The organism is Streptomyces sp. NBC_00663, assembly GCF_036226885.1.
Lineage (GTDB): Bacteria > Actinomycetota > Actinomycetes > Streptomycetales > Streptomycetaceae > Streptomyces.
Genome location: NZ_CP109027.1, coordinates 2,222,093 through 2,247,596, shown reverse-complemented (window position 1 = coordinate 2,247,596; position 25,504 = coordinate 2,222,093). Strand labels below are relative to the sequence as shown.

The window sequence follows — 25,504 nt, the reverse complement described above, 5'->3', positions numbered from 1 at the left end:
CACCGTTCCATGATTTATTGATTCACCGATGGAGATGTATAGGGTGGTTCAATCCATCAGTGGGGAGTGAGTGTCACGTGTCCGTCGAGTCCGTCAGCGCCCAGGGCTTCGCCCAGCAGAGCCTTGCCGTCCTCCAGCAGATCACCGAGTCCGGCCGTGCCGACGTGGCGCGGGCCGCGCGGCTGATCGCCGACTGCGTCCGCTCGGACGGCGTGATCCAGGCCTTCGGCACCGGCCACTCCCAGGCCATGGTCCTCGAAGTCGCGGGCCGGGCGGGCGGGTTGGTCCCCACCAACCGTATCCAGATCGCCGACCTCGTCCTTTTCGGCGGTGACGCCCCCGGCGTCCTCGACGACCCCCTCCTGGAGCGCAGCCCCGGTGTCGCCGCCCGCCTCTACGACCTCGCGGCGCCCCGCCCCGAGGACCTCTTCGTCATCGTCTCCAACTCCGGCGTCAACAACGTCATCGTCGAGATGGCCCTCCACGCCAAGGAGCGGGGCCACAAGATCCTGGCGATCACCTCCCTCACCCACACCCACGCGGTCCCGGCCGGTCACGCGAGCGGTAAGAAGCTGGTCGACCTCGCGGACGTGGTCCTCGACAACGCGGCGCCGCGCGGGGATGCGTTGTTGGAGTTGCCGGGCGGGGGTGCGGTGTGCGCGTTGTCGACGCTGACCGGGGTGATGCTGGTGCAGATGGCGGTGGCGGAGGCGTCTGCGTTGATGCTGGCTGCGGGGGAGCGGCCGCCGGTGTATGTGTCCGCCAATGTGCCGGGTGGCTTTGAGGGGAACCTGGAGTTGGAGAAGCGGTACGCCGGGCGGGTTCGGCGTACCGCCAGTTAGGGGGCGTCGTGGATTGTCCGCGAGTTGGTGGGGGCTGGTCGCGCAGTTCCCCGCGCCCCTAAAGGAATTGCCCCGGCGTCACTTCACCGGCACTGGCGTCAGGGCAACCGCAAGCGGATAGGCGCCGGTGGTGAAGGGTGCACCGGTGTCGCCTGTTCCGGTGTCGACCGGCACCACCGCGTTGCCGTCGGCCGTCGTCACGTACGCCGTGTCGCCGCTCCAGTCCAGGCCGACGTCGAACGCCGACCTCCCCACCGTCACCTTCGCCCCCGGCGCGCCCGTCACCGTGTCCACCGGCGTGACGTAGTCCCCGGTGCTGGGGCTCACCCACAGCGTTCGGCCGTCCGGCGACAGACCGAGCCCGTACGCCTGGCCGGTGACGAGGAGGGTCGGCTCGGTGTCGTTGGTCGCCGTGTCGATCGGAGTCACCGTCGAGCCGCCCGAGTTGGACACGTACACCCTTCTCCCGTCCGGCGCGGCGACCACGTTGAAGGGCCGAGGGCCGACCGGAATCGCGGTGCCGGCCTTCTTGGTGGCGAGATTCACCGGGCTGACCGTGTTGTCGTGGATGTTGGCCACGTACAGGGTCCCGCCGTCCGGTGTGATCGCCATGTTCTCCGGACCGTCGCCCACCGCGACAGGCGACCCCGCCGTGAGCGTGCCGGTGTTCACCGGCTGCACCGTGCCGTCCGTGTAGTTGGCGACCCACAGCGTCCGGCCGTCCGGCGTCAGCGCCAGCCCGGCGGGGATCCGCCCCACGGCGACCGTGGCGGTGACGGTGCCGCTCGCCACGTCGATCACGCTGACGGTGTTGGAACCCTGGTTGGCGGCATAGGCGGTCCGTCCGTCCGTGCTGACCACGACCTCACCCGGGTTGGCGCCGACGGCGATGTTCTTCGTCGTACCGGAGTCCAGGTCGATCGAACTGACCGACGCGCCACTGAAGTTGGCGGTCAGCGCCCTGAGTGAGCCCTCACCGTCGGTGACCTGGACCGGGATGGCCCGGTCGAGTATGCCCGTCCCCGACACGACCACCGAGTGCACGCCCTCGCTCACTCCGGTCAGGGTGACAGTCGCCGAGGTGCTGCCCCAGGCCGGGACCGTCGCCGTGCCCTCGGTCGGAGACGCGGTGACGCCGTCCGGGACGTCGAGCTTCCAGCTCACCGTCTTCGCGGACGTGTCCGAGAACCGCAGCGTGACCGTCTCGGAGGCGCCCGGCTTCAGGGAGAGGGAGGCGGGGGAGAAGGCGGCGTCCACACCGGGGTCGGGCGCGTTCTCCAGCATCGTGATGTAGAGGAACTGATCCATCACGCTCGGCGAGACCTGCTCCGGTATCGCGTCCAACTCCTTTCGCTGGGCGCGCAGTTGATTCCAGTACGTCGACACCGCGTCGCTGTCGCCCGCCTTGTGGGCCAGCAGCAGATCAACCGCGGTCTGCCCCGCCGTGCCGTACCTGCCCAGCTTGTCCAGCCAGGCCGAAGTCTCGGTCAGGAAACCGGGGTTGGCGAGGCGGACGCGCAGTTGCGCTGGGGTTGCCGCCATGTCGGTGAAGTATGCGCGGAGCGCGGCGGCGGCCCGGTCGAGACCGCTGTCCTCGTCGTACGCCTTACGGAACGCGGCGATGAGCCTGCTCAGGGTGGGGGACTCGGTCGCGTCCAACAGGGAGGAGTAGTTGTTCTCGGCGAAGATCCGCAGCCATTTCGCCGCACCGCCGGGGCCCGCCAGATCCTGTACCGAGGCGAGGAAGGCTGCCCGGGGGTCGTAGGACTCCGGATTCCACAGATACGCCGCCGACGTGAACAGGGCCAGCTTGCTCGCCTCGCCCTGGACCATCGGATTGGCGGTCACGCCGGTGGCTGTGCTCGCCACGCCCGGTTCGCGGCCGGTGTAGGGGCCGAGGAGGAGACGGCTGGTCACGTAATCGTTGACCGGATAGTTGTCCCAGATCAGGATCGGGTGGCCGAACACCTCGCGGGCCTCGGTGACTTGGGCGGTGGTGATGGTCGGCGCGATCACGCCTGCGCCGGTCCACTCCACGACCACGGACGGGTCGAGCTTCTCGCGCAGGGCCGTCTTGTAGGGGGAGTCGGCGAGGTCGGAGTACTCGGTGGGGACCATCTCCAGGGGCTCAAGGCCTGGATGGCCGGCCGAGAAGCTGTCCCACGCGGTGTTGAGAAGGTGGGCCTGGGCTGTGCCTGCCGCGTCGCCGCCTGTGCCGAACTTCGCCTCGTCCTCGGGGCAGTTCCACTTGGTGTAGCTGATGTCGTCCAGCGGGACCGCGAAGGAGCGCACCCCGATGGCGTACAGCGAGTCGAACTTGCGGGTGAGGGCGCTGATGTCGGCGGCGGAGGAGTAGCAGACCGACAGGCCGGGGGAGAGGGCGTAGGTGAAGCGGACGTGGTTGGCGGCGGCGCGGTCGACCAGTTCCTTCAGCTGGGCGAGTTCAGCCGCCGGGTATTCGTCGCGCCACTGGGCGCGCAGATACGGGTCGTCCTTGGGGGAGTAGACGTACACGTTCTGCTTGGTGCGGCCGTAGAAGTCGAGTTGGCGGAGGCGCTCGGCGTGGGTCCACGGGGTGCCGTAGAAGCCCTCGATGACGCCGCGCAGGGCGGCGGTGGGCCAGTCGCGAATCACGACCTGCGGCAACTTGCCCTGCCCGGCGAGGAGTTGGCGCAGGGTCTGGGCCGCGTAGAAGGTGCCCGTGGCGTCGGAGCCGGCCAGGGCGAGGAGAGTGCGGCCGTGGGTGCGGCCGGAGGCGAGGGTGTAGCCGCCGGAGGGGAGGCCGTTCGGGGAGCGGGCGCCCAGGTGTTTCAGGGCCTCGGTGGTGCCGGGGCCGTCCAGGTAGACCGTGAAGGCGGCCGACGTGGGCGGTTCGCCGACCGGCACGATGTGGTCGGCGCCGGCGGCGCGCAGGGCGGAGTCGACGACCTTGCGGGCCGCGGGGTCCGTGTCCGGGCCGACGACCTCCACGACCCGGTCGGGGACCGTGAACCGGCCGGGTCCGGTCTGCATGGTCTGAGGCTGTGGCCACACCACGGGCTGGGGCGGGGCGGCGGACGCGGTGGCGGTCAGGGACGGAGTGGTGGTGAGACCGGCGGCCATCAGCAGCACGGCGGCCACCCTCGCTGATCTCATCGAGCGTCTACGAAAGGTGAATTCATCCACCGAGTGAGTCTATGAATGTTGATTGCATCATTCAATGGTGGGGTCGTCCGCAATCTTGACGGGCGGAATGTTACCGGTAACATTTCCTGTCGTGCTGAGAGAGACCCGCGTTGTCCAAGCCCCCGTGTTCAGCCCGGCCGCCGTCGTCGCCTCCTGTGTCGGCTTCGTCCTCATCGGGGCGTTGCAGGCGCTGTACGGCCCGGCGATCCCCGCGTTGCGCGCGGAGTTCGGGCTGTCCCCGTCCGGTGCGGGGCTCGGGCTGAGCGCGCACTTCGTCGGTGGGGTGGGCGGGGTGCTGCTGTGCGACCGGCTCTACGGGCGGATCGGCAACCGGCGGATCCTCGGCGGCGCGTACCTCCTCATGGCGGCCGGCGCCGCACTCTTCGCCCTCGCGCCGAACTGGCCCGTCGCCCTCGCCGCCGCCCTGCTCGCCGGGCTCGGCTTCGGCGGCATCGACTACGGCCTCAACCAGCTGTTCGCCATCGGCTTCGGCCACCGCTCCACCGCCATGCTGAACATCCTCAACGCCCACTTCGGCATCGGCGCGATCCTCGGCCCGGCCCTCATCGGCACGGTCGGCGCCGAGCACTACCCGGCGGTGTTCGCCGGCTTCGCGCTGGCCAACCTGCCCCTGCTGTGGTGCCTGAAGGGCGTACGGGACCGGGCGCCGCAGCCGTCCGAGGGGGCGTACGACTCCGGCGGCGCCCTCGGCCGGAGCCTCGCCTCCGTGCTCGGCGTGTTCGTCGCCCTCTACGTCCTGCACGTCGGTATCGAGGCGGGCGTCGGCGGCTGGGAGCCCACCCATCTGGAGACCGTCGGCTACGGCGCCGGGGTCGCCGCCACCGCCACCTCCGTGTACTGGCTGATGATGACCGTGGGCCGGTTCCTGGTCGCCCCGATCGCCCTGCGCTACTCGCCCCAGGCCATCATCACCGTCTCCTGCGCCGGGATGACGGTCTGTCTGATCCTTGCATCCGTAAGTGAGTTGGCGCCTTACGCCTATGCCGGTGTCGGTCTCTTCATCGCGCCGATCTTCCCCACCGGCCTGCCCTGGCTGCATCGGGCCGCCCCGCGCGCCCGGCGTGCCGGTGCTCTGGTCATCGCCGCCTCCATGGCCGGCGGAGTGGTGGCCGGACCGGCGCTCGGCAAGGCCATCGAGTGGTCCGGCGTCGAGGCCGTACCGCTGCTTCTCGGGGGTGTCTCGGCGCTGTGCCTGGCCGCGACCCTCTGGCTCATCCGCAGTACCCGAACCTCCGCGCACTGAAGGGAAGCCCCGCATGTCCGCACTCACCACCACGTCCGACGGATTCCTGCTGCACGGCGAGCCGTTCCGCATCGTCTCCGGCGCCATGCACTACTTCCGCGTCCACCCCGACCAGTGGGCCGACCGGCTGCGCAAGGCCCGCCTGATGGGCCTGAACACGGTGGAGACGTACGTTCCGTGGAACGCCCACCAGCCGGACCCCGAGGGCGAGTTGGTCCTCGACGGCATCCTCGATCTGCCCCGCTATCTGGCCCTCGCCCGCGAGGAGGGCCTCAACGTCCTGCTCCGGCCCGGCCCGTTCATCTGCGCCGAGTGGGACGGCGGCGGCCTGCCCGGCTGGCTCACCTCGGACACCGACATCGCGCTGCGCAGCTCCGACCCCCGCTTCACCGCCGCCATCGACCGCTACCTCGACCAGCTGCTGCCCCCGCTGCTCCCGCACATGGCCGCGAACGGCGGCGCCGTCATCGCCGTCCAGGTGGAGAACGAGTACGGCGCCTACGGCGACGACACCGCCTACCTCAAGCACCTCGAACAGGGCTTCCGGGACCGGGGCGTCGAGGAACTCCTCTTCACCTGCGACCAGGTCAACCAGGAACACCTCACCGCCGGCAGCCTGCCCGGCGTCCTCACCACCGGCACCTTCGGCGGCAAGATCGACTCCGCCCTCGCGGAGCTGCGCACCCACCGGCCCGAAGGCCCCCTGATGTGCGCGGAGTTCTGGGTCGGCTGGTTCGACCACTGGGGCGGCCCGCACCACACCCGCAGCGCCGCCGACGCCGCCGCCGACCTGGACCGGCTGCTGTCCGCGGGCGCCTCCGTCAACATCTACATGTTCCACGGCGGCACCAACTTCGGCTTCCACAACGGCGCCAACCACCACCACACCTACGAGCCCACCGTCACGTCCTACGACTACGACGCCCCGCTCACCGAGTCCGGCGACCCCGGCCCCAAGTACCACGCCTTCCGCGAGGTCATCGCCCGCCATGTCCCCGTACCGGACGAGCCGGTCCCGGCGCCGTCCGTCAAACTCGCCCCGCTCACCGTCGAGTTGGACCAGCGCGCCCCGCTGCTCCCGCACGCCGCCACCCTCGCCGCGCCCCTGCGCACCGAGTCCCCGGCGATGATGGACGAACTCGGCCTCGCCTCCGGCTACGCCCTCTACCGTGCCGTCCTTCCCACGGCCGGTCCCGGCCTGCTGCACTTCGCGGGCGGCGTCGGCGACCGCGCCCAGGTCTTCGTGGACGGCGCACCCGTCGGCGTCCTCGAACGCGAACGCCACGACGAGACCCTCGCGGTCCGTGTGCCCCGCACCGGTGCCACCCTGGAGGTGCTCGTCGAGAACATGGGCGGCGTCAACTACGGCCCCCGCATCGGCACCCCCAAGGGACTGCTCGGCCCCGTCACCCTCAACGGCGCCGCCCTGCACGGCTGGGACTGCCACCCGCTGGCCCTCGACGACCTCGCCGCCGTGCCGTTCGCGCCGTCCGACGCGGCCACCGCCTTCGAACCGGCCTTCCACCGGGGCACCTTCGAGGTCACCGACCCCGCCGACACCTTCCTGTCCCTGCCCGGCTGGACCAAGGGCCAGGCCTGGATCAACGGCTTCCACCTCGGCCGCTACTGGAACCGCGGCCCCCAGCACACCTTGTACGTCCCCGGCCCGGTCCTGCGCGCCGGCGGCAACGAGCTGATCCTGCTCGAACTGCACGCCACCACCGCCACCCGCGCCCAGCTGACCGACACCCCCGACCTTGGACCGGTGAACCCCTGATGCCCCACCACCGCCTGCGCGTCCCCGCGGCGCCCGCACCCCCGCTCACCGGCCATCTGCCCTTCACCGACGCACCCGGCGTACCCGACCCGATCGAGGTCACCAGCCGCTATCTCACCCGCGGCGGCCACCCCTGGTTCCCGGTCTCCGGCGAGTTCCACTACACCCGCTACCCGGCCGCCGAGTGGGAGGAGGAACTGCTGAAGATGAAGGCGGCCGGCGTGACGGTCGTCGCCAGTTACCTCATCTGGATCCACCACGAGGAGACCGAGGGCCGTATCCGCTTCGACGGCGACCGCGACCTGCGCCGCTTCGCCGAACTCTGCGCCCGCCACGGCCTGGACTTCATCCCGAGGATCGGGCCCTGGGTGCACGCCGAGGTCCGCAACGGCGGCCTGCCCGACTGGGTCCTGGCCCGCGACTGCGTCCCACGCACCGACGACCCGGCCTACCTGGACGCCGTACGCCCCTGGTACGCGGCGATCGCCGAACAACTCCGCGGCCTCGACCGCGCCCACGGCGGCCCGATCGTGGCGATCCAGATCGAGAACGAGCTCTACGACCAGCCCGGCCATCTGCTCACCCTGAAACGCATGGCCCAGGAGGCGGGCCTCAGCGCCCCCCTGTGGACGTCGACCGCCTGGGGCGGCGTCCAGCTCCCGCCCGACGAACTGCTGCCCCTGTACGGCGGTTACACCGAGACCTTCTGGACCGAGGCCGACGGCGGCTGGCCCGACACCTGCCGCAAGCACTTCTTCTTCACCCACCAGCGCGACGACGAGGGCATCGGTGCGGACCTGCGGCCGGTGACCGCCGTCCGCGGCAGCGCCCCGGACGCCTTCGCGGACCGATTCCCCTGGGCCACCTGCGAGTTGGGCGGCGGCATGGCGGGCTCCTACCACCGGCGCCCGCGGGTGGACGCCGCCGACGTCGCCGCGCTCGGGCTCACCAAGATCGGGTGCGGTTCGGTGTGGCAGGGCTACTACATGTTCCACGGCGGCACGAACCCGCTGGGCGAGCTGACGACCCTTCAGGAGTCCCACGCCACGGGCTATCCCAATGACCTGCCCGTGCTGACGTACGACTTCCAGGCCCCGCTCGGCGAGTACGGGCAGTACCGGCCGGTGTACGACGAACTCCGGCTCCAGCACCTGATGTTGGCGGACTTCGGGCGGCTGATCGCGCCGATGGCGAGCGTGCTGCCGGCCGAGCGGCCGCGGGGGCAGGACGACCGGGAGACCTTGCGGTGGGCGGTGCGCGGGGATGGTTCGTCGGGGTTCCTGTTCGTCAACAACCACCAGCCGCACGAGCCGTTGCCGGACCATCCGGGGACGTCGTTCAGTGTTGCCTTTGAGGAGGGGGAGTTGAGCTTCCCGTCCGTGCCGGTGACCGTGCCGTCCGGTGCCTCGTTCTGCTGGCCGCTGCGCCTTGACGTGGGCGGGGTGCGGGTGGAGTGGGCGACGGCTCAGCCGGTCTGCACGGTGGAGGACGACGGCCGAACCGTGCTGGTGCTGGCCGCCGTTGACGGTATCGCTCCTGAACTTGCCCTGAGTGGCGCGGCTTCCGTCTCGGCTCCGTCCGGGGAGGTCTCGCACGGGGACGGGCGGGTGCTGGTCACCGGGGTGCGGGCCGGGACGGACGCACTCGTCGAGGCGCAGACCGTGGGTGGAGAGCGGGTGGGGCTGCTGGTGCTGGACGCTGCTACGGCCCGTACCGCCTACCGGGGTGTGCTGTGGGGCGCCGAGCGGCTGGTGCTGGCCGACGGCGGGGTCGTCTTCGACCAGGACGAGATGCGGGTGCACAGTGCCGTCGAGCGGCCGTCGTACGCCGTGTTTCCTTCGCCGAAGTCCGGTGGGGTGCGGGACGGGGTGTTCACGCGGTTCGTGCTGGGAGAGCGGCGTGCGGCCGGGGAGGCGTCCGTCCGTCTTGTCAGGGCCGCCGGGCCCGCGCCTGAGCCGGTGACCGGCGTCATGGGGCGGGCGAGTGCACCGGAGGACAAGTGGTTCGAGACGGTGGCGGCCGAGTATGTCGTGTCGCTGCCGGACGAGGTGCCGAGCGGGACCTTGTTGCGGATTCACTGGGCCGGGGATGTGGGGCGGGCGTATGTGGGGGACGTCCTTGTCGCTGACCAGTTCTTTTCCGGGCGGGTGTGGGACATCGGGCTGGATCGGGTGCCGGTGGGGGAGCTGCGGGTGCGGATCCTGCCGGGGGTTGGGGGGGACGGTGGTGTGTATGTGGCGGAGGGGGGTCGGAGTGCGGCGTTCATCGAGCGGGTGGAACTCGTGACCATTCGCCGTTGGGCTGTGGGGTGAGGTGGCGGGTGCGGGTGCGATGTGGCTGGTCGCGCAGTTCCCCGCGCCCCTGGAGCGGCGTTGTACGGCCGTATGCTGAGGGCTCCCCCGGCCCTCTCCAGAGGAAGTACTCCGATGAGCCCTCGTTCCGCCGACTCTCCCGCGCCCAAGGGCCGCAGTCGACGTAACTTCGCGGGGGCCCGGCCCGTCATGGATGACGTGGCCCGGATGGCCGGGGTGTCGAAGCAGACCGTTTCCCGGGTGCTCAATGATCATCCCGCGGTGCGGGACGAGACCCGGGAGGCGGTGCGGGAGGCGATGCGGGTGCTCGGGTACCGGCCCAGTGCCAGTGCCCGGTCGCTGGCCAGCGGGCGGACCCGGATGGTCGGGGTGATCTCCTTCGACGCCGCCCGCTACGGGCCCGCCAGCATCCTCACCGCCATCAACACCGCCGCCCAGGACGCCGGTTATCTGCTCAGCTCCATCGCCCTCGACGACACCGCCGACCACGCCACCGTCGCCGAGGCCGTGCAGCGGCTGTCCGCCGAGGGCGCCGACGGGGTGATCGCCATCGCCCCGCAGTACCAGGTGGGGCAGGCGCTCGCCGACACCCGGCTCGGCACCCCGCTGGTGGTCATGGAGAACGAGATCAGGGGCGGCACCCCGCTCGCCACCGCCGACTCCCGGGGCGGCGCCCACAAGGCCACCGAGCATCTGCTGACCCTCGGGCACGCCACCGTGTGGCACATCGCGGGGCCGGCCGGCTGGACCTCCGCCGACCAGCGGGTGGCCAGCTGGCAGGACACCCTCAAGGCGGCCGGCGCCGAGATCCCCCCGCCGCTCCCCGGCGACTGGAGCGCCGGCTCCGGGTACGAACTGGGCCGGGAGCTGGCCCGGCGCACGGATGTCACCGCCGTGTTCGCCTCCAACGACCAGATGGCCCTCGGGCTGCTGCACGCCCTCCATGAGGCGGGCCGCCGGGTCCCCGACGACATCAGCGTCGTCGGCTACGACGACATCCCCGAGGCCGCCCACTTCCTGCCCCCGCTGACCACCGTGCGGACGGACTTCGCCGAGATCGGGACCCGGCTGCTGCGGCTGCTGCTCGACCGGATCGACGGGCGGGCCGAGGCCGACACAGGGGGCGAGTCGATGATCCCCGTCGAGCTCGTCGTGCGGCGCAGCACCGGGCGGCCGGGGCGCGGCTGACGGTCGGTCCGTCACGGCGACCACCCGTTCGAGGGTGGGAAAAGGGTCTCGGTCGAACGCGGGTGTGAGGTGCCGCACGCGGGGGCGGAAGATACCCCCGGGGCGTCTCAGGACTTTGTTGTGATCGGCGTCACAAAAGGGCTACCGTGAAATGGCTGGGAGGACTCCGCCGGGGGCGAGCCGAACGGAGGCACGCCACCTGGCCCACCTCCGGGTGAGGGAAGTGATTCTGTTGTCCGTCTCCTGGGACGACATCGGTGGGCTCGTCGACGCCCACGAACGGTTCCTGGCCGGTGCGCGGGTCGACGCGGACGTCCGGGACTCGGTCCTGGACTCCTGGAAGCGGTGCCGCTCCGCGGGGCTCGAACCGGACCGGCTGCTGGTGCCCTACGCCCCCGACCTCACCCTCGACGACGCCTTCCTGCACGCCGCCGACCCGGTCCTCGCCGACCTGGCCGTCTCGCTCACCGACGCCGGCACGACCATCGCCTTGTGTGACGGACTGGGCCGGATGATCCAGCGGCTCGGCGGCGGGCGGCGGCTGTGCGACCGGCTCGACGAAGTGCGGTTCGCCCCTGGGTTCGACGCCTCCGAACAGGTCGTCGGCACCAACGGCGTCGGCACCGCCCTCGCCGAACGCGGCCCCGTCTACGTCGTCGGCCGGGAGCACTTCGCCGACTGCCTCCAGCCCTTCGCCTGCGCCGGCGCTCCCGTCCGCAACCCGCTCAGCGGACGCATCGAGGCCGTCCTCGACCTGACCTGTCTGCGCGACGAGGGCGACCCGGCCATGCTGCGGCTGGTCCGCGAGGCCGCGCACGCCATCGAGGCCCGGCTGCTGGACCAGGCCACCGAACGCGAACGGGCGCTGCTCGCCGCGTACCGGCGGGCGGCCGGGCCCTCGACGCAGTGGCGGCAGCCCGCGTGGGGCACCGACACCGACGGCGACGAACTGGGCCGCGTCGACCGGGCCGTGCTGCGCGAGAAGGCCGAGGAACTCCTCGCCTCGCCGCACCGCACCCTCGAAGAGGTCACCCTGTCCGGCGGCCGTACCGCCACCCTGCTGCGCCGTCAGGTTCAGGGCGCGGCGGGCGAGACGGGCGTCGTCGTCGAGGCCCGCATCCTCGGCAGCCCCCGGCTGCGCCAGGTCACCGTCACCACCCGGCCGGTGTCCGTGCAGGCGCTACCGGTCGCGGTCGCACCCATGCCGACGCCGGCCCCCTCGCCGACGCCGGCCCAGGCATCCGCACCGGCACAGGCCGCTCCGCGCGGCGGCACGCTGCGTACGGTCGTACGGCCGCCGGGCGGGGACGGCGTGCGGGCGACCGGCGCTGCGGCCCCGTCAGCCGGTCCGGCGCCTTCGCTCGCCGAACCACGCGCCGACGCCCGTCTCCTCCTCGTCGGCGAACCCGGCGTCGGGCGGCTCGCCGTGTTGGCGCGGCGGCGGCTTGAGTTGCTGCATGACGCCGGGGTGCGGATCGGCACCACCCTCGACGTCACCCGCACCGCCGAAGAACTCACCGAGGTCACCGTCCTGCGGTTCGCCGACTTCGTCGCCGTCGATCTGCCGGACGCGGTGCTGCGGGGCGAGGAGCCGGGGCCGCTCGGCGCGGACACCCCGCTGCGGCGGGTCGCCCTGGGCGCCGTACACGAGGAATCGCATCTGCATGCCGTAGGGGACACCGTGCGGTACGCCGCGGCGACCCCGCAGGCCCGGAGTCTGGACGCCCGGCAGTCCATGCTGGAGGCCGTGCCGGTCGCGGGCAGCGGGTGGTTCGCCCAGGACCCGGCGCGCGGTGAGCGGATCCTCGGGGCCGGCGTGCACTCGCTGATCACCGTGCCGCTGCGGGCCCGCGGCGCCACGCTCGGCGTCGTCGGCTTCCACCGCGCCGACCAGACCGCGCCCTTCGAGGACGACGACCTCGCCCTCGCCCAGGAACTCGCCGGCCGGGCCGCCATCTGCATCGACAACGCCCGCCGCTACACCCGCGAGCACAACACCGCGCTCGCCCTCCAGCGGAGCCTGCTGCCACGCGGGCGCTCCGAGCAGAGCGCCGTCGAGGTCGCCTGCCGCTATCTGCCCGCGCAGGCCGGGGTCGGCGGCGACTGGTTCGACGTCATCCCGCTGTCCGGGGCCCGCGTCGCGCTGGTCGTCGGGGACGTCGTCGGACACGGGCTGCACGCCGCCGCGACCATGGGGCGGCTGCGCACCGCCGTCCACAACTTCTGCTCCCTCGACCTGCCGCCCGACGACCTCCTCACCCACCTCGACGACCTCGTCGGCCGGCTCGACCGCGGCGAGGGCTGGGCGGCGGAGAACAGCCCCGACTCCGGGATCGTCGGCGCGACCTGTCTGTACGCCGTCTACGACCCGGTGTCCCGGCGCTGCACCCTCACCCGCGCCGGGCACCCGCTGCCCGCGGTCGTCGCCCCCGACGGCACGGTGACCTTCGTCGACCTGCCGTCCGCGCCGCCCCTCGGACTCGGCGGGATGCCCTTCGAGACGGTCGAGCTGGAGCTGGCCGAGGGCAGCCAACTCGTCCTCTACACCGACGGATTGGTCGAGGACCGGCACCGTGACATCGACACCGGCCTGGAGCAGCTCCGCACCGTCCTCGGCCGCGCCGGGCGCCCGCCGGAGGAGACCTGCGAGGCGGTCCTGGACGCGCTGTTGCCGGCCCGGCCCAGCGACGACGTGGCCCTGCTGGTCGCCCGCACCCACGCCCTGGACTCCGACCGGGTCGCCCAGTGGGACGTGCCCAGCGACCCGTCGGCCGTCTCCCGCTACCGCGCCGCCGTCACGGAGCAACTCGCCGCCTGGGGCCTGGAGGACCTCTCCTTCACCGCCGAACTCGTCGCCAGCGAACTGGTCACCAACGCCATCCGCCACGCGACCGGCCCGGTCCAACTCCGCCTGCTCCGCGACCGCGCCCTGATCTGCGAGGTCTTCGACGGCAGCAGCACCTCCCCCCGACTGCGGCGCGCGAGGAACGAGGACGAGGGCGGTCGCGGCCTCTTCCTGGTCGCCCAGCTCACCGAACGCTGGGGGACCCGCTACACCCCGGAGGGCAAGACCATCTGGACGGAGATGCCGTTGCCGAGACGGCGGTGACTCATTTCGCCGTCGCCCCGCACAGCGTCAGGGTCACCGGCCCGCCCCGCCCCGCGGCAGTGTCACCGTGAAGACGGTCCTGCCCGGTTCGCTGCTGACCTCCACGGTGCCGCCGTGCGCCCGTACCAGTGAGCGGGCCACGGCCAGGCCCAGGCCGCTGCCGCCGCGGTCCCGGCTGCGGGCCTTGTCGACACGGTAGAAGCGGTCGAAGACGCGCTCGCGGTCGGCGGGCGGGATGCCCGGACCCGCGTCCATGACCTCGACCCGCGCCTGCCCGCCGGCCTCGGACACCGTCAGGCACACCGGGGTCGCGGCCGGGGTGTGGATGGCCGCGTTGGTGAGGAGGTTGTCCAGGACCTGGCGGATGCGGTGCGGGTCCACCCGTAGCGCCACCGACTCCGGGCCGTCCGCCACCGTCAGCGGCCGGTCCGGGTGGGCCGCGCGGAACGCGTCCGCCGCGTCGTGGACCAGCGTCACCAGATCCGTGTCGGCCGGCCGCAGCGGGGTCTCCACCTCCGCCGCGTCCAGACGCGCGAGCAGCAGCAGGTCGTCGAGGAGGACACCCATGCGGGCCGCCTCGGCCCGCAGCCGGGCCAGGTGCTTGTCCCGTTCCTCGGGGGCGTTGGCGGCGGCGTACTGGAAGAGGTCCGCGTAGCCCCGTACCGACATCAACGGCGTGCGCAGTTCGTGCGAGGCGTCGGCGACGAACCGGCGGAGCCGCTGCTCGGCCTCCGAACGCACCGCGAGCGAGCGGTCGATGTGCTCCAGCATCGAGTTGAACGCGGTGCGCAGCTCCTCGACCTCCGGGCCACCGCCCTTGCGGTCGGCGCGCAGCGGCAGCCGGGCCGCCGACTCGGTCAGATCGTGCGAGGCGATGCCGTGGGCGGTGGACGCCATGTCGCTCAGCGGCTTCAGTCCGCGCCGCAGCACCTTCCGGCCGAACAACACGAGGGCCAGCAGGGCAAGGCCGAAGGCGATGACCTGGACCGTGATCAGCTGGCCCACGGTGTCGTCGATGTCGTCCATGGGCGCCGCGCTGACCAGGATCACCCCGGGTTCGACCTCGCAGGCGCGCAGCCGGTACTCGCCCGCGCCCGCCAGATGCTCGGTGCGGGTCACGTCCCTGCCGCCGGCGGCGGTGGTCTTGACCTCGGCGACCGCCGTGAACTCGTCGACGTCCTTCGGCAGGTCGGTCGGGTCCTCGGGCGTGCGCAGCACCGGGGCCCCGTCCTTCACGTCGTACACCGCGTAGTACCAGCGCCAGTACTTCTTGCCCGCGAGACTGCCGGACTCCGCGATGCTCTTGGACTGGGCGACCTGGGCGATCGACAGCTGTTCGTTCAGCTGGTTCGACAGGTAGTCGCGCATGTACGTCGTCAGGACCGTGCCCACGACACCGAACACGACCAGGGCCAGCGCGCCGAGACCCAGCGCGAGCCGGGTCCCGAGCCGCATCCGCCGGTACGCCGAGCGCAGCCGCCCGATCACTCCGCGGCCTGCCGGATGACGTACCCGAAGCCCCGTACGGTCTGGATCAGCGGATCGTCACCGGTCTCGTCCAGCTTGCGGCGCAGCCGGCTGACGACCAGCTCGACGACGTTCGAGCGGCCCCCGAAGCCGTACTCCCACACATGGTCGAGGATCTGCGCCTTGGTCAGCACGGTCGGCGACTTGCGCATGAGGTAGCGCAGCACCTCGTACTCGGTCGGGGTGAGCGTGAGCAGCTTTCCGCCGCGCCGCACCTCGCGGGTGTCCTCGTCCATCGTCAGATCCGCGACCCGCAGCACCGAGCGCTGGAAGCCGGGGCCCGCGGCGCGCCGCAGCACCGTCCGCAGCCGGGCCATCAGCTCCTCCACCGCGAACGGCTTGACCAGGTAGTCGTCCCCGCCCCGGGTCAGCCCCGCGACCCGGTCGGCGACCGCGTCCCGGGCGGTGAGGAACACCACCGGCACCATCGTGCCCGAGCGGCGCAGCCGGTCCAGGACCCCGAACCCGTCGAGGTCGGGCAGCATCAGGTCGAGCACCACGATGTCCGGGTGGAACTCCGCGGCACGGCTCAGCGCCTCCTCGCCGGAGTTCGCGGTGACCGCCTCCCAGCCCTCGTAGCGGGCGACCGTCGCCACGAGGTCGGCGATCGGCGGGTCGTCGTCCACGACGAGGAGGCGTACTTTTTCCACCCGTTCATAGTGCGGCACGCGGCCCCACAGACCAGAGCCGTATCCTCCCCGAGGCCACATCGATAACCACTTGAAAGTTGTACGACAGCTGATCGACAGGTCGCTCAAGCGAAGCTCGAGTCCCAGGCCCCGATCAAGGAGCTCCGTTCCGTGACGACGACCGTCAAACCGCCCACCGCGCCCCCCACGGCGATACGGCCCAAAGTGGTGGCCCGCACGGGCCTGTACGGCCTGATCGCCGCGAACGTGGCCGTGGTGGCCGTCTTCTTCGCCCAAGCCGGCTTCGCCTCCAACGCGCTGATCGTGCTCGGCCGCCTCTTCGGCCTCTACGGCGCCCTCTTCATGGCCTTCCAGCTGCTGCTGGTGGCCCGGCTGCCCTGGCTCGACCGCCGGATCGGCATGGACCGGCTCACGTCCTGGCACCGCTGGACCGGCTTCAGCATCCTGTGGACGCTCCTCGCGCACGCCGTCTTCATCGCCTTCGGCTACGCCGAGGGCACCGCCATGGGCCCGATCGGCACGGTCGTCGACCTCGCCGAGACCACCGAGGGCGTGCTCCGGGCGATCGTCGCGCTGGGGATCATCATCGTCGTCGGCGCGGTCTCGGGCCGCTGGGCCCGGCGCCGGCTCGCGTACGAGACGTGGCACTTCATCCACTTCTACACATACGTGGCCGTGGTGCTCGCCATCACCCACCAGATCGCGGCCGGTACGACGTTCACCTCGTCCTCCGTCGCGAGGACCTACTGGTACGGCGTGTGGACCGTCGCCCTCGGCGCGGTCGTCCTGGGCCGCGCGGTGCTGCCGCTGTGGCGGAACCTGCGCCACCAGTTCCGGGTCGAGGCGGTCGTCCCCGAGTCCGACACCGTCGTCTCGATCTACATCACCGGCCGTGACCTGGACAAACTGCCCGCTCGCGCCGGCCAGTTCTTCCTCTGGCGGTTCCTGACCAAGGACCGCTGGTGGCAGGCGAACCCCTTCTCCCTGTCGGCCGCCCCCGACGGCCGCACCCTCCGCCTCACCGCGAAGGCCGCCGGCGCCGGCAGCGCCGCCCTGCGCCACCTCAAGCCCGGCACCCGGGTCTTCGCCGAGGGCCCCTACGGCGCCTTCACCGCGCTGCACCGCACCCGCCCGGAGTCGGTCCTGATCGCCGGCGGCGTCGGCGTCACCCCCATCCGCGCGCTGCTGGAGGAGCTGCACGGCCACGCGGTCGTCATCTACCGCGTCGCGAACGACCGCGACGCGGTCCTCTACGACGAGCTGCGCGAGCTGGCGGCCGCCAAGGGGGCCGAGCTGTACCTGGTGAGCGGCCCGGTGACCCCCGACAAGCTGGCGCCGAGCGAGCTGCTGCGCCTGGTCCCGGACATCGCCGACCGCGACGTCTTCCTGTGCGGGCCGCCGCCCATGATGAACGCGGTGCTGCGCAGTCTGCGCGAGCTGAACGTGCCCAAGGCGCAGACCCATTTCGAGCGCTTCAGCCTGGCGGGATGAGGAAGAGATCGTGAAGCGAGCCATACCTGTAGTCGTCCTCAGCATCGCGGGCCTGGTCCCGGTCTGGCGCTACGAACCGTCCCTGGGCGGCGGTACGACGACGGAGGCGGCCCCGACCCCCTCCGCGTCGTCCTCGTCCTCCGGAGGCTCCTCGTCGGGCACGGTCGTCAAGGGCACGACCGTGAACACCGAGAAGGGCCCGGTGGAGGTCCAGGTGACCTTCGCCGGCGAGAAGATCACGGCCGTCAAACTGCTCCAGCAGCCGAACCATCCGCAGACCACGGCCGCGGTGCCGAAGCTGGTCGCGCAGACGCTGGAGGCGCAGAGCGCGGACATCGACACGGTGTCCGGGGCGACGATCACGAGCGAGGCGTACAAGGAGTCGTTGCAGGCGGCGATCGACAAGAACGCGAAGTCGGCGTCGGCAGCGTCCCCGTCCCCCACGGCCTCTGAAGCTTCCGCCTTCCAGACGATCGACGGCTCCGCGCTGAACACGGAGAAGGGCCCCGTCCAGGTCCAGGTGACCTTCGAGGGCGAGAAGATCACCGCCGTGAAGATGCTCCAGCAGCCGAACCATCCGCAGACCACGGCGGCGGTGCCGAAGCTGGTGGCCGAGACGCTGGAGGCGCAGAGCGCGGACATCGACACGGTGTCCGGTGCGACGATCACGAGCGAGGCCTACAAGGAGTCCCTCCAGGCCGCGATCGACGCGAAGGGCTGATTCATGCACAGGGTCGAGCACGTCATGGGCTTCCCGGTGTCGCTGCGCGTCGACGACGAGGGCGACTTCGAGCAGGCCGGCGACGCCGTCTTCGCCTGGCTGCGCGAGGTCGACGCCCGCTTCAGCCCGTTCAAGCCGGACAGCGAGGTGTCCCGGCTGGGCCGAGGCGAGCTGGCGGAGCCGGACGTGAGCGACGACCTCCGTCTGGTCCTCGACCTGTGCGAGCACTACCGGACGGCGACGGGCGGCGCGTTCGATGTCCGTCTGCCGGGCCGGGACCTCGACCCCTGTGCGGTGGTCAAGGGCTGGTCGGTGCAGCGTGCGGCGGAGCTGCTCGCATCGGCGGGCGCGCGCCGCTTCGTCCTCAACGCCGGTGGCGACGTGGTCGCCGCTGGCGGGCCGTGGCGCGTGGGCGTACGGCACCCCGAACACGCCGACAAGCTGTGCACGGTGCTGTCGCTGACGGACGGGGCGGTGGCGACGTCCGCGCGCTACGAGCGGGGGGACCACATCATCGACGGGCGCACCGGGCGTCCGGCGACGGGGTTGCTGAGCCTGACGGTCGTCGCCGCCTCCCTGACGGAGGCGGACGCGGTGGCTACGGCGGCGTTCGCGATGGGGGCGGAGGGCGTCGACTGGGCGGCCTCTCTGCCGGGCGTCGAGGTGTTCGCGGTGGACGCGGAGCGGAAGGTGGTGCGGACGGCGGGGTTTCCGACGGCGGGGGCAGAGAGGGGCGCGTAGTGGCTTCAGGGGTTGGGTTGGCCGGCTTCCTTGGCCAGTTCCCGTTGAAGGCGTACGTGGGGGAATCGGTAGACGGCTCCGCTGCGTCGTAGCACTCCGCGTACATGAGCGTCTTCGAGAAACCTCATCAGTCTCAAGGGCGTTCGTCGGCAGGCCGCCAGCCAGTAGACGGTCACGGCGTATCTTGCCGCCGCGCTGCTGTGCAACACGAAAGTCGTCCCCAGCAGGAGGGTCAGGAACAGGGGGACGACCACGCTTGAGATGAGCGAGAACGAGGTTGCCAGTGACAAGGCGAGCGAGATGGCGGTGCCGCTCGTTCCGGCCCCGAGCAGAGCGAACAGCGCCCTCCGCCGATCCGACCGCAGGCTTGCCCGCGGACTGGCCGACTTCGGAGCAAGTCGGGACGGCGCGAAAAAAACGCTGCCCGGCAACGGCGACTGCGGGGCACTGAGCATCAGGACGGTGGTCAGACAGAGGGTTGCGATGACATCGATGTGGATCCCGCCGCGAGCGAAGTAGTCCAGCGCCACGAGGGGGATCGCGAACAGCAGACTCGCGTACCAGAGCAGCAGTCTCATGCCCCAGGGGCTGAGCGCTCGGTGTAGTTCCCACCAGGCGAAGTCGACCGTCCCCAGACGGTCCATATGCGCCGCGAGGTACGACAGCCAACGCCGTCCCTTCTCCGGTGGGGCGTCGAAAGGATGGTCGCCGCGGTAGGCGGTGGAGATGAGGGCGTCGAGCAGGTGCGTCTCGATCTGTCCGGAGTCCGGGAACACCAGGAGCTCCGCGGGATCGGTCGAAGGCTCCCGATAGACCTCCGCTGCCAGCTGGAGCATGAAGGGTGTCTTCAGGACCTGTGCCAGGGGGCGGGAAGACTGAGTACGGAGAGAGCTGAAGACCGGCCCCCACCGGCCGTCGCCCTCCAGAAGGCCTTGCGAGAGGTAGCGGAGCGCGTCGTCTGCCTCCAGCGGTTCGAGTTCCACGACCGTGGCCTGTCCCAGTCGGAGGCCGATCTGACGGACGGCGGACTCGTACGCGGCGGTGCGTGAGGTCAGGACATAGGTGCCTGCCATGGAGCGGTTCAGAGCTTTGATCGCCATGGTGTGGCTATTGCGGGGCAGTTCGTCGAGCCCGTCCAGGAACGGCAGGACCCCGCCCCCCGCCACCAGGCGTTCCAAGCCATCTCGTTCGAGCGTGCGGAGGAGCCCCGGGTGATCGCGCCGCAGACAGTCGACGATCCAGTCGGTGAGTGTCAGGACATTGGGGTCCCATGAAGCCATCGGCAGCATGACCGGTACCGGGAGGTGGTGGTTCTTCCTTCTCATCACCAGCAGGGCGAGTGCGAGCCGGTACGCGGCTGTCGTCTTGCCCGATCCCGCCGCCCCGAGCAGCACGAGGCGCCCGTTCGGCACGGACGCGAAGAGGCCGCCGGGATCGGTCAAAAGATCGCCGGAGGCCATGGCCATGCGTCCGGGGTCGGCCCTGGACACCAGCCTGCGGCTGAGGGTCCAGCGGAGCGGGAGGAGATCGGGGCCGTCGGCCCTGCGGAGGTTCAGTTCCTCGTTCAGTTGCCAGTACACCTCCTCGGCCAGCATGTCCCTCGCCTCGGCGAATTCCGATTCGAGGAACAGCGGGTCCCAGCCCCGCCCCGAGTCGCCCAGATCATGCTGTGTGGCCGCCTCGGCAGGCGCGCGCCTGCTGATCAGCTCGGCCACGGGTGCCACGCCCTCCGCCGTCACTCCGGTGACCTGCGCCTTACGGGTCGACGGCACCAGGAACCCGGGCAGGCCGTCGGTCGAGCCGTTCGGCAGGACGACGGGCAGGAAGCGGGCCGGATACGTGTAGTACACGTCCCGGAGCTGGATGACCTCGTCGTCCGGCAGACGACCGTACTCGGCCGACGCTACGGGCAACACCAGCTCCGCTCTCAGGAGTTGCTCCCGCTGCCACTGCGGCCAGTCCTCCTGACGCTGGCCGGGCGGCAGATCCAGCCGGGCGTCGATGCCTCGGTCGCGCAGGAGGTACCACAGTTCCCGTACGGCCTCAAAGTGGGCGGGGGAGTCGAAGGCGTAGGTGATGAACACCCGTTTGCCGCGTTCATCGGAGTACCTCAGCCCCGTCAGCGCCGCCGGCTCCAGGGGCATGTTGCGGGTGAACTGGCGCAGGAGATCCTGTCGTACGGACTCCTCCAGCGGCTCGCTCTCGGGGACATCCCCGTCCGTGAGATACGAGACGAGGCGCTCCGAGGCCGCCAGCAGGCTGCCGGGGTGCCCCGGCTGGTCCCTGACGGCCGCGAGGACCTCCTCGTACGCGTAGATGGGGCGGTAGGGCACCTCGACGTCACCCCAGTAGCGCTCGGGGTCGTCGACATGGCTCAGATAGCGGCCGAACGTCGACTGCGCATAACGGCGGCCGTGCTCCAGTCGGTCGGCCTCGCCGTTCTCGACCCGCATCGGCACCGGGAACATGCGCAGCTGATCGCCCGCGCGCTGCCGGTCCACCGACGCGGCAACGGCCTCCGCGCCGTCGATCGCCTGGTTGCTCAGGGTGAAACAGTTGACCAGGATGTCGGGGAACTGGACGGTACAGATGCCCGCGGTGTCACTGAGGCCCGTGCGGCTGTCGATCAGGATGAAGTCGTAGTGCTCCCGCATGGTGCGCTTGAGGGCCTCGATGAAGCCGCCGCCGCCGAGGCGTTCGTAGAAGTTGTTCCAGTCGAAGGTGGTGACGAGCGACGAGTACAGATGGTCCTGGCGGCCCGCCGGGATCAGATCGATGGCCCCTCGCTCGGGGAAGTCGTGCTCCACGGACAAGGCGTACGGCTCGATCTCGGCGAGTGTTTCGTGCCAGTCGGGCTCGTCCGGGGTGGCCGGGTCCGTTGCGGCCGTCGCGAACTCCCACACCAGGTCCATGACTCCGGGTGAGGAGAGCAGCTCCTTGTCCGGGAGGAACGGATGGAAGTAGCGGTGCAGACCCGGCGCTTCGAGGTCCCAGTCCACGATCAGGACCCGCTTGCCCCGTGAAGCCAGGATCCAGGCGGCGTTGGCCAGGGCCATGGTGCGCCCGGTGCCGCCCTTGTAGGAGTAGAACGTGATGATCCGCGCCCTCGATGCCCCGGCCCTCAACGTCCCAGGCCTCCCGGTCCGGTGAGGACCGGACGGAACTGCGGCCCGGTCTCGTTGACGCGGCGTACGACGTCGGCCATGCGCATGATGCGCCCCTGGATCTCGATGAGCACCTGGCCGAGGACCCGCTCGAAGTCCTGCATCGACGGCATGTCGCCGCGGAAGGCGCCGCCCCCCGCGTCCATCCAGTTGCCCAGACTGGCATAGAGCCGGTTGTAGAGGTCACTGCCCCGCGGCCCCTTGCTCAGCTCGTCCAGGTCCGAGGGCACCAGCACGATCGAGTTGCGGGACCGGGTCCGGTCCAGTCTGGCGAACAGCTCCTGGTACGCGTTCAGTTCGACCGCCCGGGAATCGACGATGAGCACGACCAGACAGCTGCGTTCCGCGGGTCCTTCGAGGAGTGTGAACAGGGAGTCGTCGGCGGGCAGTACCTGAGATTCCATGTCCCGGGTGAAGGCCACGCCCTGGGCCCGTACGACGATGCTGCCGGAGAAGGCCGGATGATACGGCCGCCAGTCCACCAACTCCTCGCCGTACAGGTCGAGTTCGGCATGCTCGACATTCAGCATGTCGTCCCGTCGGCCGACCGCCACGACGAACACCACCTTTCTGGCGCCTCCTCCGGCGCGCGCGGCGGGGATCTGCCCGGCAGCCGGGGCAGGTCGCTCGGCCATGGCGAACGCGTTGGGCAGGGCGAGGAGGTCGGGGACCTGGTGCGGCGCCGGGGGCGTCTCCGCCGCCTTGAGGATCATGTCGGTGTAGCGATCGCGGAATTCGAGATACTGGTCCTTGTACTTGGGTCGCCGGACCAGGGTCCTGAGCCCGTACTTCTTGTAGTCCGCGCCGAACGCGTCCCGGGGGTCATGCAAACCACCGGCCACGGGCGGAAGTTCGGCACGAGAGGGCAGCCACCACACCGGAACGATGCTCTTCGTGCGGACGCCGGTCGCCTGTTCGTGCGCTGCCACGCGGGCGGCGAAGGCGGACCACTCCTTGCCGCTCACCTCGCTGATGAAGTAGTGCGGTGAGTAGACCGGCACGAAGACCTCGCACTGCGCAAGGGCCTCACTCAGCATGCCGGCCCACGGCCCCCCGCTCGGCTGCTCCCGGTCGATGAAACCCACCGAGTCGAGAGGCACGCCGCCCTTGGTGGACACATCGAGGCACAGATCCTCGTAGAAGCGGTCGAGGAACGGGTCCACTAGATCGGCACGCGCGTAGCTGAAGAAGAACCGCACCTGACCTCACTTGCCGTCGATGCCCGTCCGGTGGCGTGACACTACTGGAAAACACCGAGGGCGGGCTGCGAATCGCAGCCCGCCCTCGGTGTGCGAGGCAAGTCAGCCGACGTCCGAAGCGTCCAGCCGATACAGCCCGCTGTAGTCCGACACCGCCGTCCCGTTCTTCTTCACCCACGTCGAGATCTCGGAGTTCGACGAACCCTGGCCGCTGTCGCTGATCACGATGTAGTGGAGCTTGCCGGCCTTCACCAGGCTCTTCAGCTTCGCGAGAGTCATCGCGTCGTCGCTGCCGGACCAGCCGCCCATGGAGATGACCGGCTGGCCGGACTCCAGGATGATCGAGGACGCCGTCTGGTCGGTGGCGACCGCGACCAGCCACGTCGCTCCGTCCTGGTTCTTCTTCAGGTACGTGATCATCGCCGACGAGACCTGGGTGCCTCCGCCGCCCATGCCGCCACCGGCGTTGCCACTCCGCTCGCCCTGCGCATCGGACTCGGTGGACGAGGAGGAGGACGACGAGGCGCTGCCCGACGGAGGCTGGCCGTCGGAGCCGGTCGTACCGGTCGGAGCCTCTCCGCTCGGCCGTTCACCGCCGTCGCCACCCATACCGCCCCCGCCACCCATCCCACCGCCCGTGTTCGGACCCGCCGTCGGATTCGTGCCGTTCGCGCTCGCGGTCGTCGCCGCCGACACCGAGTACGCGGCGGGACCCGCCAGCAGGGCGACGACCGCGGCCAGCGCCGCGAAGCCCATCAACCGCTGCCGCCTCATGAAGCGGCCAAGGAGCAGGCCCAACACCGCCGCCGCACCCGAGACCCCGGCGACGACCTCCGCCACCGTGTACAGCGTCCCGGAGCCCGACACCCGCTGGAGCAGGACGACCGCCCAGACCGCGCTGACCGCGATCGCCCCCGGCAGCACCCAGCCCCACTTCGCCGCCGAACCCTCAACGAACGCCCGGTAGAGCATCACGCTCCCGATCCCGGCCAGCGCCGCGATGCCCGGTGCCATCGCCGTGACGTAGTACGGGTGGAAGGTGCCCTCGGCCAGTGCGAAGGTCACGTAGTGGAGGACGAACCAGCCGCCCCACAGCAGCAGCGCCGCCCGCCTGGCGTCCGTGCGCGGGGCCCGGCCGCGCAGTACCAGGCCGGCCACCAGCGCCACCAGCGCGAACGGGATCAGCCATGAGATCTGGCCGCCCATGATGCTGTTGAACAGCCGGTACAGGCCCGCCTCGCCGCCGAAGCTCGCCCCGTTGCCCTGCGAGCCCACCGACGAACTCGCCCCGAAGATCCGGCCGAAGCCGTTGTAGCCGATGACCAGGTCCCACACCGTGTTGTCGGTCGAGCCGCCGATGTAGGGGCGGGAGGAGGCCGGGATGAGGTCCACGACGACCATCCACCACGCGCTCGACACCACCAACGCCACCGTGCCGACCGCCAGGTTGCGGATACGCCGGCCGAGCGAGCCGCGCGCCGCCCACAGGTACACCAGGAAGAACGCCGGCAGCACCACGTACGCCTGCATCATCTTCGTGTTGAACGCGAACCCGATCGCCACACCGGACCAGACCAGCGGCATCAGCCGGCCCGTGCGCACGGCCTTCAGCAGGGCCGCCGCGCCCAGGAGCATCAGGAAGACGAGGATCGGGTCGGGGTTGGTGTCGCGGTTGATGGCCACCGTGATGGGGGTCAGGGTGAGCGCCAGCGCGGCGATCGTCGCCGCCACCACGCCGAAGTCCCGCTTGACCATGCGGTACAGCAGCGCCACCGAGCCCACCCCCACGGCCACCATCGGCAGCGCCAACTGCCAGGTGCCGTAACCGAGTACGCGAGCCGACAGGCCCATCACCCACAGCGCGAACGGGGGTTTGTCCACCGTGATGAAACTGCCCGCGTCCAACGCCCCGAAGAAGAACGCCTTCCAGCTCTTCGTGCCGGAGTAGACGGCCGCGTCGTAGAAGGAGTTGCCGGTGACGGAGGACAGGTTCCAGGCGTACAGGGCCGTCGCCAGGACCAGGACCGCCCAGAGGGCGGGGCGGGCCCAGCGGGGGTCGTCGGGCGCGCCGGTGAACACACGGCGCAGGCGGTCGCTGCGGGCCGGGGGAGCGGCGCGGTGTCCGCGCTCTCGGGCCGACGGTGGGGCGAGGGTCGTCATGGCGGTGACGATCCGGGCCGTCTCTGGGGGAACGCTGAGCCGGTCCTGAGGGAAGGGTGAGAATCAGCGGACTCACAGATCACGCACAGCGAGCACGGCGTCTTCGCAGGTCCGAAACACGACGGGTCTAGACTCACCGGAACGGCCGGTCCCGACGGGGCCGAAAGCGGGCAACTCCTGCCAGACCCGAAGGG

15 protein-coding genes are annotated in these 25,504 nt (G+C 70.9%); 9 read left to right on the top strand and 6 right to left on the bottom strand.

Annotation, left to right across the window (positions count from 1 at the left end; translation table 11 throughout):
- Positions 1-77: 77 nt before the first annotated feature.
- Positions 78-842: an SIS domain-containing protein gene (locus OG866_RS10110; protein WP_329333488.1), complete on the top strand. Its 765-nt coding sequence runs from the start codon at positions 78-80 to the stop codon at positions 840-842.
- A 78-nt stretch (positions 843-920) separates the two neighbouring features.
- Here OG866_RS10110 and OG866_RS10105 read toward each other — a convergent pair whose 3' ends face one another.
- Entirely contained in the window at positions 921-3,977 is a 3,057-nt protein-coding gene (locus OG866_RS10105) for a beta-N-acetylglucosaminidase domain-containing protein (protein WP_329333486.1), read from the bottom strand.
- Between the two features lie 97 nt (positions 3,978-4,074).
- Between OG866_RS10105 and OG866_RS10100 the strand changes: the two genes are divergently transcribed.
- The 5 genes from OG866_RS10100 to OG866_RS10080 all read left to right on the top strand — a co-directional run bounded on the left by OG866_RS10100 (position 4,075) and on the right by OG866_RS10080 (position 13,657).
- A complete protein-coding gene (locus OG866_RS10100) occupies positions 4,075-5,271 on the top strand; it encodes an MFS transporter (RefSeq protein WP_443063512.1) in 1,197 nt (398 codons plus the stop codon).
- A 13-nt stretch (positions 5,272-5,284) separates the two neighbouring features.
- A complete protein-coding gene (locus tag OG866_RS10095; RefSeq protein ID WP_329333483.1) occupies positions 5,285-7,048 on the top strand; it encodes a glycoside hydrolase family 35 protein in 1,764 nt (587 codons plus the stop codon).
- Positions 7,048-9,360 carry a beta-galactosidase gene (locus OG866_RS10090; protein WP_329333481.1) on the top strand — a complete coding sequence of 771 codons (2,313 nt, stop codon included), beginning with the start codon at positions 7,048-7,050 and terminating at the stop codon, positions 9,358-9,360. The genes OG866_RS10095 and OG866_RS10090 overlap by 1 nt, the downstream gene beginning before the upstream one ends.
- 114 nt (positions 9,361-9,474) lie before the next feature.
- Positions 9,475-10,548: a LacI family DNA-binding transcriptional regulator gene (locus tag OG866_RS10085; RefSeq protein ID WP_329333479.1), complete on the top strand. Its 1,074-nt coding sequence runs from the start codon at positions 9,475-9,477 to the stop codon at positions 10,546-10,548.
- Between the two features lie 223 nt (positions 10,549-10,771).
- Complete coding sequence (locus tag OG866_RS10080; protein WP_329333476.1) at positions 10,772-13,657, top strand: SpoIIE family protein phosphatase; 2,886 nt, start codon at positions 10,772-10,774, stop codon at positions 13,655-13,657.
- A 33-nt stretch (positions 13,658-13,690) separates the two neighbouring features.
- Here OG866_RS10080 and OG866_RS10075 read toward each other — a convergent pair whose 3' ends face one another.
- Together OG866_RS10075 and OG866_RS10070 are read right to left on the bottom strand one after the other, a co-directional pair.
- A complete protein-coding gene (locus OG866_RS10075) occupies positions 13,691-15,145 on the bottom strand; it encodes a sensor histidine kinase (protein WP_329333474.1) in 1,455 nt (484 codons plus the stop codon).
- Positions 15,142-15,810: a response regulator transcription factor gene (locus OG866_RS10070; RefSeq protein WP_329344016.1), complete on the bottom strand. Its 669-nt coding sequence runs from the start codon at positions 15,808-15,810 to the stop codon at positions 15,142-15,144. Before OG866_RS10070 ends, OG866_RS10075 begins: the two co-directional genes overlap by 4 nt.
- 174 nt (positions 15,811-15,984) lie before the next feature.
- On the opposite strand from OG866_RS10070, the gene OG866_RS10065 reads away from it, so the two are divergent.
- Genes OG866_RS10065 through OG866_RS10055 form a run of 3 tightly spaced genes read left to right on the top strand, consistent with a single transcriptional unit; the run spans position 15,985 to position 18,787 of the window.
- Positions 15,985-17,325: a ferredoxin reductase family protein gene (locus OG866_RS10065; protein ID WP_329333472.1), complete on the top strand. Its 1,341-nt coding sequence runs from the start codon at positions 15,985-15,987 to the stop codon at positions 17,323-17,325.
- Between the two features lie 10 nt (positions 17,326-17,335).
- Entirely contained in the window at positions 17,336-18,046 is a 711-nt protein-coding gene (locus tag OG866_RS10060; protein WP_329333470.1) for an FMN-binding protein, read from the top strand.
- A gap of 3 nt (positions 18,047-18,049) precedes the next feature.
- Complete coding sequence (locus OG866_RS10055) at positions 18,050-18,787, top strand: FAD:protein FMN transferase (RefSeq protein WP_329333468.1); 738 nt, start codon at positions 18,050-18,052, stop codon at positions 18,785-18,787.
- A gap of 5 nt (positions 18,788-18,792) precedes the next feature.
- On the opposite strand, the gene OG866_RS10050 is transcribed toward OG866_RS10055, so the two are convergent.
- From OG866_RS10050 to OG866_RS10040, 3 genes are all read right to left on the bottom strand, one after another.
- A complete protein-coding gene (locus tag OG866_RS10050; protein WP_329333466.1) occupies positions 18,793-21,912 on the bottom strand; it encodes a KGGVGR-motif variant AAA ATPase in 3,120 nt (1,039 codons plus the stop codon).
- The gene (locus OG866_RS10045) at positions 21,909-23,150 is read right to left on the bottom strand and encodes a TIR-like protein FxsC (protein ID WP_329333464.1); all 1,242 of its coding nucleotides are present in this window, start codon (positions 23,148-23,150) and stop codon (positions 21,909-21,911) included. The genes OG866_RS10050 and OG866_RS10045 overlap by 4 nt, the downstream gene beginning before the upstream one ends.
- 102 nt (positions 23,151-23,252) lie before the next feature.
- A complete protein-coding gene (locus tag OG866_RS10040) occupies positions 23,253-25,310 on the bottom strand; it encodes an ArnT family glycosyltransferase (protein WP_329333462.1) in 2,058 nt (685 codons plus the stop codon).
- Positions 25,311-25,504 lie beyond the last annotated feature (194 nt).